10 protein-coding genes are annotated in these 11,541 nt (G+C 61.1%); 8 read left to right on the forward strand and 2 right to left on the reverse strand.

Going from position 1 to position 11,541, the window contains the following annotated elements:
- On the reverse strand, positions 1 to 613 hold a 613-nt coding region (locus tag JNN07_29250; protein ID MBL9171853.1), incomplete at its 3' end, for a bifunctional 4-hydroxy-2-oxoglutarate aldolase/2-dehydro-3-deoxy-phosphogluconate aldolase.
- 100 nt (positions 614 to 713) lie between these two features.
- On the opposite strand from JNN07_29250, the gene JNN07_29255 reads away from it, so the two are divergent.
- Together JNN07_29255 and JNN07_29260 are read left to right on the forward strand one after the other, a co-directional pair.
- On the forward strand, positions 714 to 1,997 hold the full coding sequence (locus JNN07_29255) for a Gfo/Idh/MocA family oxidoreductase (protein MBL9171854.1): 1,284 nt from the start codon (positions 714 to 716) through the stop codon (positions 1,995 to 1,997).
- A 5-nt stretch (positions 1,998 to 2,002) separates the two neighbouring features.
- The gene (locus tag JNN07_29260; protein ID MBL9171855.1) at positions 2,003 to 2,764 is read left to right on the forward strand and encodes a DUF1080 domain-containing protein; all 762 of its coding nucleotides are present in this window, start codon (positions 2,003 to 2,005) and stop codon (positions 2,762 to 2,764) included.
- On the opposite strand, the gene clpB is transcribed toward JNN07_29260, so the two are convergent.
- Complete coding sequence (gene clpB / locus JNN07_29265) at positions 2,757 to 5,384, reverse strand: ATP-dependent chaperone ClpB (GenBank protein MBL9171856.1); 2,628 nt, start codon at positions 5,382 to 5,384, stop codon at positions 2,757 to 2,759. The two genes, JNN07_29260 and clpB, sit on opposite strands and share 8 nt — an antisense overlap.
- 99 nt (positions 5,385 to 5,483) lie before the next feature.
- On the opposite strand from clpB, the gene JNN07_29270 reads away from it, so the two are divergent.
- The 6 genes from JNN07_29270 (at position 5,484) to JNN07_29295 (ending at position 11,535) form a co-directional block, all read left to right on the forward strand.
- A complete protein-coding gene (locus JNN07_29270) occupies positions 5,484 to 6,464 on the forward strand; it encodes a biotin--[acetyl-CoA-carboxylase] ligase (GenBank protein MBL9171857.1) in 981 nt (326 codons plus the stop codon).
- A complete protein-coding gene (locus JNN07_29275) occupies positions 6,461 to 7,282 on the forward strand; it encodes a type III pantothenate kinase (GenBank protein ID MBL9171858.1) in 822 nt (273 codons plus the stop codon). The genes JNN07_29270 and JNN07_29275 overlap by 4 nt, the downstream gene beginning before the upstream one ends.
- Before the next feature lie 34 nt (positions 7,283 to 7,316).
- The gene (locus JNN07_29280) at positions 7,317 to 8,123 is read left to right on the forward strand and encodes a tryptophan synthase subunit alpha (protein ID MBL9171859.1); all 807 of its coding nucleotides are present in this window, start codon (positions 7,317 to 7,319) and stop codon (positions 8,121 to 8,123) included.
- Positions 8,120 to 9,268, forward strand: a complete 1,149-nt coding sequence (locus JNN07_29285) for a mannose-1-phosphate guanylyltransferase (GenBank protein ID MBL9171860.1) — start codon at positions 8,120 to 8,122, stop codon at positions 9,266 to 9,268. The genes JNN07_29280 and JNN07_29285 overlap by 4 nt, the downstream gene beginning before the upstream one ends.
- Before the next feature lie 62 nt (positions 9,269 to 9,330).
- A complete protein-coding gene (locus tag JNN07_29290) occupies positions 9,331 to 10,122 on the forward strand; it encodes a TIGR00282 family metallophosphoesterase (protein ID MBL9171861.1) in 792 nt (263 codons plus the stop codon).
- A gap of 12 nt (positions 10,123 to 10,134) precedes the next feature.
- A complete protein-coding gene (locus JNN07_29295) occupies positions 10,135 to 11,535 on the forward strand; it encodes an exodeoxyribonuclease VII large subunit (protein ID MBL9171862.1) in 1,401 nt (466 codons plus the stop codon).
- Positions 11,536 to 11,541: the final 6 nt, after the last annotated feature.

Here is an 11,541-nt window from a genome sequence, read left to right on the forward strand (position 1 = left end):
TGTAGTCGCCGGCATCGAGGGCTTCCTTGGCGATGAGCGCCCGTCCCAGTCCCACCGCCGCAACTCCTGCTTTGAACCACGCGCCCAGGCTTTGGGGATTCACCACTTCCATACCGGTCGGCATGATCCGCGTCCACGGACAGGGCCCGAGCAGGGCTTTGACAAAACCCGGACCGCCGGCGGCTTCACAAGGGAAGAGCTTCACGATCTCGACGCCCAGGGATTCGGCCTCGCTAATCTCAGTGGCGGTGGCGCAGCCCGGCAAGTAGGGGATCTTGCGACGGTTGCAGAGGAGAGCCACAGCAGGGTTGAAAGAGGGTCCCACGATGAAGTTGGCCCCTTGGGCGATGAAGAGGGCGGCTGTGGCTTCCTCCACGATCGAGCCGACTCCCAGAATGACATCCGGGTTCTGCTTGCGGCAGGTCTGCACCAAAGTCTTGAAGGTTTCAATGGCCTGATCGCCTCGATTGGTGAACTCGAAGGAACTGATCCCCGATTGAGCACACGCCCCCACCACCTGGGCGGTTGTGACGGGATCGGCATGATAGAAAACGGGAACGATCCCTTCGCCAATGATGCGGTTCAGAACTTCCAAACGAGAAAAGCGAGCCATGGCTGAAATCAAACCGGGTTTTGTTGGCTGAGGCAATCGGCAATTACGGGCCGAGTCGATTGCGGTTGCCACGGCGGGACGCCGAGCTTAGAACCGGCGCATGAATCCACCCGTCCTTTCCCGTCGGACCTTTGTCCGCGAGGCCAGCCTGGCCGCTGGGGCTCTCGCTTGGAACGCAGCCAGTGTTGCCAGAGCTGCGGGAGCCAATGATCGAATTCGCATCGGAATCATCGGGGCGGGGGGCATGGGAGGGGGACATCTCGGTAGCCTGCTCAAGAAGTCGCAGCAGGAAAACATTCAGGTTGTGGCGGTGAGCGATGTGTATCAGCGCCGTCTGCAGCGGGCGCGGCAGTCCTGCCAGGGCGAGGCGTATGCGGACTATCGTCGGCTGTTGGAACGCCCCGATATCGATGCGGTGCTCATTGCCACCCCGGATCATTGGCATGCCAAGATCTCCATCGATGCCTTGGAGGCGGGAAAGCACGTCTACTGCGAAAAGCCGATGACCCATACCGTCGAGCAGGCCCTGGCGGTCCGACGGGCGGTCCGACGCTCGAAGAAGGTTTTTCAGGTCGGTCCGAATGCCACGGCCAACGACGGATACTGGAAGGCGCACGACGCCATCCAGCAAGGGCGTATTGGGAAGGTGACCTGGGCGCACGGGAGCTACAATCGCAACGCGCGGACCTGTCTGTTCAATGAGCACCAAAAGATCGATCCGACTGCCGGGCCGGGACGTCCCGGTGAGGATCATATCGACTGGGACATGTGGCTAGGTCATGCCTGGGGCCTGGCACCGAAGATTGAGTGGAACCCGGAGCATTTCTTCCGCTTCAGAAAATACTGGCCCTACAACGGCGGGGTCGCGACGGATCTGCTTTATCACAAACTAGCTCCCCTGCTGATCGCGGTCGCGGGAGCCGACGGCGAGTTTCCGTCGCGAGTCAACGCCAACGGCGGCCTGTATATCGAGAAGGATGGGCGGGATATCCCCGATGTCTTTATGCTGACCGCGGACTTCCCCAGCGAGTGGTCCCTGTTCCTGGTCAGTACCTTGACCAACGACGCGGGCATTCCGGATCGCGTCTACGGCAAACATGGGACTCTTGAGTTGGGCGGAGAACCGAATTTACGCTGGAACGGAGACTTCAAGGAGGAGTTCAAAGCCAAGAATGGCGGGTTGGAGGAAGCGCGCCTCACGCTGGACCCTCGTCGCGACCTGGAAAATAATTGGATCGACGCGATGCGAGGAAACGCGAAGGTTCACTGCAACGTGGAATTGGGATGCGCCACCATGGTGACGATCAAGATGGCAGTGGAGAGTTACCGACAAAAAAGGACGATGCTGTGGGACGCCAAAACGGAAACCGTCATCGCGAGCTGATTCCCATGAAAAGCCTCTCTTTGGAACGGTTTCAATGGATCATCGCTGCTGCGCTCGTCGGCCTCGTCAGCCTGGTTTCCGGGATGGCCGCTTCGGTGGACAATACCCTGAGTGAGTCGGAGCGAGAGCAAGGATGGATCTTGCTGTTCGATGGAAGGAGCCACGCGGGGTGGATGAATAGTGATGGGTCGACGCCGCGCACCCCGGTGGTGGAGGGCAGCTTGAATCCGCATCGGGCCGGCCATTACATGCTAGTCCACACCCAGCAATGGGCCGACTTTACCCTCTCGTTGGATTTCAAGATTAGTTCCCGGTGCAATAGCGGCATCTTTCTGCGCACGCACAGCCTGACGCCGCGTCCCAGGAAGGATGTGGGAGTTAACGGCTTGGAGGTCGCCATCGACGATACCAGCACGGCTGGGTATCACGATACCGGGGCCTTGTACGACCTCTCGAAACCGAGCCGCAACGCGATGCGTCCGGTGGGGCAATGGAATCGTTTGGAGATTACCTGTCAGGGTAATCGCGTGACCGTGGTGATCAATGGGCAGCGGGTGAACGAGGTTGATCTAGATCGTTTTGCAGCGCCGCATCGGCGTCCCGATGGCTCCGAGCACAAGTTCGATGTGGCTTATAAGGATCATCCACGCAAAGGATACATAGGACTGCAGGATCATGGGAGTCCCTGCTGGTACAAGAACATCAAACTGAGAGTTCTCCCAAGTGACCTTCCCGCCGAAAGCGCCGGCGAGAAGGTCCTTAGATAGCTCGTTTCTCCTGAGGCGAGGAGGTGAAGATGAGCTCGTCATCGGCGGCCGTGACCGAGATCCGGTCCCCCGGCTTGAACTTGCCCTCGAGCAGTTGCAGCGACAGCGGGTCGAGCAGATGCTCTTGGATGGCGCGCTTAAGCGGCCTGGCCCCGAATTGAGGATCATATCCTTTCTTGCTGAGGAACACGCGGGCCGCCGCATCCGGTTCGATGCCCAGATTCTGGGCCGCTAGGCGCTTCGCCACCCGTTCCAGCTGGATGTCCACGATGGAGGTAATCTGCTTGGCGTCCAGGCTGTGGAAGATGATGATGTCGTCCACCCGATTCAAAAACTCCGGGCGGAAATGCCCTCGCAGCTCGCTTTGCACGCGCTTTTCCATTTCGCCGACTTCGCGTGCTGTCGGGGTGCCATCGCGATAGTAATCTTGGATGATCGGTGAGCCGATGTTGCTGGTCATGATGACCACCGTGTTTTTGAAATCGACAGTTCGCCCCTGCCCATCGGTCAGACGTCCGTCATCCAGGACTTGAAGCAACACGTTGAACACGTCGCCGTGTGCTTTCTCGATCTCATCAAAGAGGATCACCGTGTACGGACGGCGCCGGACAGTCTCGCTCAGTTGTCCGCCCTCCTCGTAACCCACATATCCGGGGGGCGCGCCGATGAGCCGGGCGACGCTGTGCTTCTCCATGTATTCGCTCATGTCGATGCGGACCAGCGCCGTGTCATCGTCAAAGAGGAATTCGGCCAAGGCCTTGGCCAACTCGGTCTTGCCCACGCCGGTCGGCCCTAGGAAGATGAACGAGCCGACGGGCCGGTTGGGATCCTGAAGGCCACTGCGGGCTCGTCGCACGGCGTTGGAGACCGCCTTGATCGCCTCGCTTTGGCCAATCACCCGCTGTTGCAGCCGCTCCTCCATGCGAACGAGTTTCGCCCGCTCGCCTTCGAGTAGTTTGGTGACGGGGATGTGGGTCCAGGCGGCGACGACCTCGGCGATATCCTCATCGGTTACCTCCTGCTTCAGGAGTCGAGGTCCGGTTTCCTCTTTCTTGAGGGCCACCTCGGTTTTCTGGAGTTTTTCCTGCAGCTCGGGCAGCCGCCCGTAACGAATCTGGCTGGCCAGGTTGAGGTCCCCGGAGCGTTCGGCTTTTTCCAGTTCCTGCTTGGCCTGTTCGAGCTGTCCGTTGAGGATGCTCACCGCATCGATGGCGGCTTTTTCGTTCTCCCATTGCGCTTTGAGCTTGGAAGCGCTTTCCCTCAGATTCGCGAGTTCTTCCTGCAAGCGCTTCAAGCGTTCCTGCGAGGCGGCATCCTTTTCCTTCTTGAGGGCGGTTTGCTCGATTTCCCGCTGCATGATCTGGCGCTCCAGCTGATCGATTTCGGTAGGCTTTGAGTCCAACTCCATGCGCAGCCGCGAGGCGGCCTCGTCCATCAGGTCGACGGCTTTGTCGGGCAGGAACCGGTCGGTGATATACCGCTGGGACAGCGTGGCGGCGGCGACAATCGCCGCATCCTGGATGCGAATTCCATGATGGACCTCGTAGCGCTCCTTGAGGCCCCGCAGAATCGCGATGGTATCCTCCACGCTGGGCTCCGCCACCGTGACGGGCTGGAAGCGCCGTTCGAGCGCAGGATCCTTCTCAATGTGCTTGCGGTATTCGTCGAGCGTTGTCGCCCCGATGCAGCGCAACTCGCCGCGGGCGAGCTGAGGTTTCAGCAGGTTGGCGGCATCCGCGGTGCCTTCCGCCTTGCCCGCGCCGACCAGTGTATGCAGCTCATCGATAAAGAGAATGATGCGCCCCTCGCTGGCGGTGATTTCCTTGAGAAAGGCTTTCAAGCGTTCCTCGAACTCACCTCGGTATTTCGCCCCGGCAATCATCGCCCCCAGGTCCATGGCGATGAGCTTTTTGTTTTTGAGCGACTCCGGGATGTCGCCACTCACGATTCGGCGCGCCAATCCCTCCGCGATGGCTGTCTTGCCCACGCCCGGCTCTCCGATCAGCACCGGATTGTTTTTGGTTCGGCGTGTCAGCACCTGCATGACCCGACGAATCTCATCGTCGCGTCCGATCACCGGGTCAATCTTGCCAGACCGGGCCAATGCCGTGAGATCGCGCCCGTATTTTTCCAGAGCCTGAAACTTGTCCTCCGGTGTTTCGTCGGTGACCCGCTGGTTGCCGCGCAGATCAACCAAAGTCTTGAGCACGTTGTCCCGCGTGATGCCGTATTGGCTGAGCAGCTTTTTGAGAGATCCGGTGGCTTCGCCAATGAGGGCCAGGAATAGGTGCTCGGTGCTGATGTAGTCATCCTTCAGCTTCTCAGCCTCCTTCGGCGCAGCGTCGAGGGTGCGTTTTAGGGACTGGCTGGCAAAAAGGTCAAGGGAGGTGGAACCGGCCACTTTCGGCCGTCGATCCAACTCGGACTTTACGGTCTGCGTGAAGGCGGGCAGGGGCACTCCCAGCTTGCTGAGCAGGGGCTGAACCAGCCCTTCCGGCTGCTCCACCAGAGCCGCGAGCAGGTGCTCGACGTCGAGTTCCTGATGGGAGCGCTGTTGGGCAAGCTGCTGCGCGGCCTCCATGGCTTCGCGCGCCTTGATGGTCAGTTTGTCCTTTTGCATAGTTCTATCAATATGAGTAGCGGCAGGGGTGTCAAGGCGCCGCATCGACCCTTGCTTTTCTCTTAGCCTCTTTTGGCTTTCCCGCGTAACCTGCATCGCGTGACGACCGACTCAGCCATCTTGCTCGCGCTCCGGGAGACCCACAGCCAAGGGATTTCCGGTGCGGCCCTGTCGGCGCAATTGGGCATCAGCCGTGCTGCCATTTGGGCGCGGGTCGAGGAGTTGAGAAAACTGGGCTACGAGATCGAGGCGAGTCCGCATCGGGGCTATCGGCTCCTGAAAGCTCCGGACGTGCTTCATCGGGATGACTTGATGACCCGGCTGCGCCAACCTCGAGTGGTGGGGCGCGACGTCCGGGTCTTTAAGGAAACCACCTCCACGAATGATGTCGTCGAGAAGTTGGCTCGCGATGGCGTGCCTGAGGGTGTGGTGGTCTTTGCCGAGTCGCAGACCAAGGGGCGTGGACGGCTGAGCCGCAGATGGGAATCGGCATCGGGGCGGGGGCTTTGGTTTTCGGTGCTGCTCCGGCCTAGAATGGAGCCGCAAGCCGCTACGCGCATCACCATTGCTGCGGCGGTATCCCTCGTCCGAGCCCTGCAGTCATTCACCGGCTTGGAGCTCACCATCAAGTGGCCTAACGATGTGCAGATCCGGGGGCGTAAGGTGGCTGGCATTCTTACGGAGCTGAGCGCGGAGATGGATTCCGTGCGTTACCTCGTTCTGGGTGTAGGACTCAACGTGAACCAGGCGGACACGGACTTTCCAAAATCTTTGGACACTCTGGCCACCTCGCTTCGTCGGGAGTCCGGCCTCCTCTATGATCGAGCCTCCTTGGCGGTGAAGGTTTTGGATGAATTAGATCGCGATTACGGGCGTATTTGCCGTGGACAGTTCGAGGCGGTGGCCGACGAGTGGGAGCGGCATTGCAACACGCTGGGGAAGGCGGTTCGTATCCAGGTGGGCGATCGGGTGATTCAAGGTCGCGCGGAGTCCCTGGATGGCGAGGGAGCTCTACTGTTGCGCAGCAGTTACGGCAACCTGGAGCGCATCATCGGCGGGGATGTTACCGTTTTGAAATGATACTACTGTTTGACATTGGCAACACGCACACGCATGTGGGGCTGGCGGACGCCGGCCGCGTGTGCCGGCACACGGATATCCCCACCCGAGAGTGGGACAGCGGCAGCGCGGAGGCCCTGGTCAAGCGTTTCGTCGGCCTGACGAAGCTGGAGGGGGCGAGTGTGTGCAGCGTTGTGCCGCGGTGCACCCCGAAGGTCGTCGCCGCCACGCGAAGGAACTGGAATATTCCCGCACACGTTCTGAGCTCAACCACGCTCCGGGGTGTGGGTATTCGTTATCCCAAACCTGAAACCATCGGCCCAGACCGCCTGTCCAACGCCCTGGCCGTGCGACTGCTCTACGGAACGCCGTCGCTGGTGGTGGATTTCGGAACGGCGGTGACGTTCGATGTGGTCAGTCGGGCGGGGGATTACATCGGCGGGGTCATTGCGCCCGGGCTGGCGGCAATGACCGATTATCTGCACGAGAAGACGGCCTTGCTTCCGAAGATTCGGATCCGCGATGTCAAAGCCTCGGTGGGCAAGAACACCGAGCAGGCGATGTTGATCGGCGCTGTTCACGGGTATCGCGGACTGGTGAAGGAGCTGATCGCGGAGCTGAAGCGCGACCTGGGCGTTCAATCCCTGCCGGTGGTGGCGACGGGTGGCTACGCGGCCCTGATGGCGCGCGGGGTTCCCGAGATCACCTCGGTCAATTCCTTGCTGACTTTGGAGGGGCTGCGGCTTGCTTGGCTGCTTCGGGAGGAGCCCTCGACGGGACGATCCGGAGGCGTCGGCACGCGGCGTCGGCCGCGTAAACTTCGCACGCATTCCTCTTGAATCTCTCACGCGAGCTTCGGACACTCTGACAAACATGAATCGAATTACGAAACGTTTCGCCGACCTGAAGCAGAAGGGCCAGAAGGGGCTGGTGGTCTATATCGGGGCTGGCGATCCGCATCTCGAGGCGACCCGGCAGTTGGCGCTCGCGTTTGATGGCGCCGGCGTGGACGTGCTGGAGCTGGGGATTCCCTTCAGCGATCCGTTGGCCGATGGTGTGGTGAACCAGTTGGCCGCTCAGCGCGGTCTGGACTCGGGAACCACGCCTGCGAAGGTGTTGGCAACTGTCGCCGCCATCCGAAAGGACTCCGAGATCCCGATCGTGTTCTTCGTGTATTACAATTTGTTGCACCGATACGGCCTGGAGAAATTCATCCAGGATTCGCGGGCGGCTGGAGTGGATGGCCTGCTGGTCCTGGATCTCCCGCCTGAGGAGTCCGGCAATTACGCGCAGCTCATGACGCAGGCGGGGCTGGCTCCGATCTTTCTGCTGGCACCGACGACGCCGGAGGACCGCGTGGAGTCCATTGTGCGCAATGGCTCGGGTTTCCTTTACTACATCTCCCGCGAGGGCGTCACGGGCATGCAGGCACAGGTGTCCAACACCATCGCGCCGATGATCGCGATGATTCGTCGTCACACGGAGCTGCCCATCGCCATCGGCTTTGGCATCTCCAATCCGGAGCAGGCGCGGCAGGTCGCCGCACATTCCGAAGCGATCGTCGTGGGCAGCGCCGTCGTGAACCAGGTAGCCGAAAATGGCCAGAGTCCGGATCTGGTTCCCAAGCTAGGAAAGTTCGTTCAATCGCTGGCTCAAGCCATCAAGAGCCCCACCGCATGAAAAGCACCCGTTCCGTGAAGCGAGCTAAGCCCAACTCTGACCGGTACGTGGTCATCATGGCCGGTGGCAAAGGGGAGCGTTTTTGGCCCCTGAGCCGGCAGCAGACTCCCAAGCAATTGCTGGCGTTAGTCGGCAAACGGTCGTTTCTCCAGCAGGCGGTCGATCGGGTGCTTCCCCTCGTCCCCCTCCGCAACATTTTTATCATTACCAACGAGGTCCAGGCCCCGGCAGTGCGCCGGCAGCTGCCCAAGTTGCCCCCGGAGAATGTGGTGGCGGAGCCGTGCGGACGCGACACCTGTGCGGCGGTCACCCTGGGAGCGGCTCTGGTCGGGGCCCGTTCCACAACGGGGGTCATGGCCGTTCTACCGGCGGATCATGTCATTCCTGACGAGAAAAAGTTTCAGCGAGTTCTCTCGGATTCTTTTGAGCTGGCCGCGCGCGGGCAGGTGATCGTGACTTTGGGAATCAAACCAACCGAGCCGGCCACCGGCTATGGTTACATTCGCACCGGGGTGGAGCTCCCTACTCCCCAGGGCATGAAACCCATGAAGACTGCTTTCTTCAAGGCGGAGCAGTTTGTGGAGAAGCCCCCATACGAACGCGCGGTCGAGTACGTGCAGAGCGGCCAGTATCGCTGGAACGCCGGCATGTTCATCTGGTCCTTCGTGACCGTCACTCAGGGCCTGGAGAAGCATCAGCCGGAGATGGCGGCCGCTTGTCAGCGCTGGTTTGCCGCCGCTCAAAAGCCCGGCCGATTGAAGAAGGTTTTGGCCAAGGAGTATCCGGAGATCCGCAAGATCTCCATCGATTACGCCCTGATGGAGCACGCCCAAAACGTGGTCTGCGCGGATGGCTCCTTCTCCTGGGACGATTTGGGCGCCTGGCCGGCTCTGGCCCGACATTTGCCCGCCGACGCCGAGGGAAACTGCTCGGTGGGCGACCTGGTCCAGGTCGGCGCGGAGCGCAACGTTGTTTTTGATGCCCGGACCAAGAACCGATCCCCCATCGCGGTCGTGGGCCTTCGTGACTCCATTGTGGTGCTGACGGATGATGCGACGCTCGTGGCCCACAAGAGCCAGGCGCAGAAGATCCGCGAGCTGGTTCAGAAGCTGGCCGCGGACAAGCGATATCGCCACTTGGTCTAGCAACCTGTCAGGTTGATTTGCTGCTTGGTCTCCCGGTCCACCCTGGCGTACTCTGACGCCGATTGAAGCTGCTATTCATCGGTGACATCGTCGGGGAGCCTGGACGCAAAGCCGTGCTCCACATTGTGCCGCGTTTGCGTGCCTCCATGGGCGTTCAGTTCGTCGTCGCCAATGGCGAAAACTCTGCGGGAGGGTCTGGCATTACTCCGCGGATCGCGGAGGAGCTTTACGCCTCGGGTGTCCACGTCATCACCACCGGCGACCATCTTTGGGATCAAAAGGAAGTCACCGAGTTGCTGGAGACTGAAGCGCGCTTCCTGCGCCCCGCCAACTATCCACCGGGCGTGCTCGGTTTTGGAAGCGGTGTTTTTGAAGTCGATGGCCTGCCGCCAGTCGGGGTGATCAACTTGCAGGGAAGGACCTTCATGGCCGCGCTTGAGAACCCGTTTCGCATTGCCGAGGCCGAGGTCAGCCGGCTCAAACAGCACACCAAAATCATCCTGGTCGATTTTCATGCCGAGGCCACTTCGGAGAAGATCGCCATGGGCCGGATGTTGGACGGCAAAGTGAGCGCGGTCATCGGGACGCACACCCACGTGCAAACGGCCGACGAGCAGGTCTTCCCCGGTGGAACCGCGTTTCTTTGCGATGCCGGGTTCACCGGCCCCTACGCTTCGATTCTGGGGCGGGACATCGAGCCGATCATCAAGCGTTTCCAGCATCAAACCCCGCAGCGGTTTACGGTGGCCAAAGGCGATGTCCGTTTGCACGGGGCGGTGGTCGACGTGGATGAGGAAACGGGAAAGGCTCGATCCATCGTCCGGGTTTCCGAACCCCTGGGTGAGCATCTCTGAGCGAACGCCGCCATGTTGCGAAAAAAGCCAGCGCAGGGTGAGTTCGGGGAATTGTTCTCGGCGGCGGACCTGCGCCAGGTATGGACGGTGTCTCAGCTCACCACGACGGTCAAGCGGCTGTTGGAGTCCCAGGTGGGCAGAGTGTGGGTCACGGGTGAGGTCACGAATCTGCGCGCCCAGAGCTCGGGGCATCTCTACTTTACATTGAAGGACATGGGAGCCCAGGTCAGCTGTGTGCTGTTTCGCGGTGAGGCGAGCGCGGCTCGACAGCATGTTCAGGACGGACAAAAGCTGATTCTGGGTGGCGAGCTCACGGTGTACGAACCGCGGGGGCAGTATCAGCTGCGGGTGATGACGGTGGAACTGCAGGGTGTGGGCGCTCTTCAGTTGGCGTTTGAGCAGCTCAAGAAAAAACTCCTGGCGGAGGGTTTGTTCGCGTCGGAACGCAAACGTCCCGTGCCCAAGTATCCGCGGTGCATCGGCATTGCCACGTCGCCCACCGGCGCGGCGATCAAGGATGTCCTGCACGTGATCCAGCGACGGCAGCCCAGCCTCGAGATCGTGCTCGCCCCTTGTCGAGTTCAGGGGCAGGGGGCGGCAGCGGAGATCGCGTCGGCGATCGACCAGCTGAACCGGCTTCATGACTCGGGAGAGCGTCACCTGGACTTGATCCTGGTGACCCGGGGTGGTGGGAGCCTGGAGGATCTATGGGCGTTCAATGAGGAGATTCTGGCCCGTGCCATCCACGCTTCGGCGCTCCCCGTGGTATCGGCGGTGGGCCACGAGATTGATGTGACCATCAGCGACTGGGTGGCAGATCTGCGAGCGGCGACTCCGACGGCTGCCGCCGAATTGATCACCGAAGGAGCTTTCTCCAGCCGCCAGTTTCTGGCTGCGATTTTTGACCGCATGGCTCGTCTCATGCGCCGTCGGGCAGCGCTGGAACAGGAGCGATTCCTGGTCCTCTGCCAGCGCCTGAGCCGGGTGGCGCCGCGCCGGTGGGTGGAGGAGCAGTCTCAATACCTGGACGACCTGCGGGAGTCGCTGCATCGCGCGGGCCGAACACAGTTGCGCTCCCGCGAACAGCTTTGGCAGACGGTGGCCGGACGGCTGAGCCGGCTGCGACCTTCCCGACAGCTGACGGAGCGCAAATTGCAGTTAGCCGACTTGCGGCGTCGAGTTCAGCTCGCGGCGCGAGCGCGCTATTCGGAGGACAAACTCCGCTTTGAATCCTTGCTAGACCAGATCCGGATGTTGTCGCCGCTGAAGGTGCTGGAGCGCGGCTACTCGATCACTTTGAACGCGGCCACGGGGGAGGTGCTACGCTCGGCGCATGCGGTGAGGGCGGGGGATTCCGTGGTGACCAAACTCCACGAAGGCGAGATCCGATCCACGGTCGACCCAGCGGGCTGATCGCCC

It is taken from the genome of Verrucomicrobiales bacterium, from assembly GCA_016793885.1.
Classification (GTDB): domain Bacteria; phylum Verrucomicrobiota; class Verrucomicrobiia; order Limisphaerales; family UBA11320; genus UBA11320.

Coding starts and splice junctions, on each gene's coding strand:
- JNN07_29255 (MBL9171854.1), top strand. CDS start 714: ATGAATCCACCCGTCCTTTCCCGTCGGACCTTTGTCCGCGAGGCCAGC.
- JNN07_29260 (MBL9171855.1), top strand. CDS start 2,003: ATGAAAAGCCTCTCTTTGGAACGGTTTCAATGGATCATCGCTGCTGCG.
- clpB (MBL9171856.1), bottom strand. CDS start 5,384: ATGCAAAAGGACAAACTGACCATCAAGGCGCGCGAAGCCATGGAGGCC.
- JNN07_29275 (MBL9171858.1), top strand. CDS start 6,461: ATGATACTACTGTTTGACATTGGCAACACGCACACGCATGTGGGGCTG.
- JNN07_29280 (MBL9171859.1), top strand. CDS start 7,317: ATGAATCGAATTACGAAACGTTTCGCCGACCTGAAGCAGAAGGGCCAG.
- JNN07_29285 (MBL9171860.1), top strand. CDS start 8,120: ATGAAAAGCACCCGTTCCGTGAAGCGAGCTAAGCCCAACTCTGACCGG.
- JNN07_29295 (MBL9171862.1), top strand. CDS start 10,135: ATGTTGCGAAAAAAGCCAGCGCAGGGTGAGTTCGGGGAATTGTTCTCG.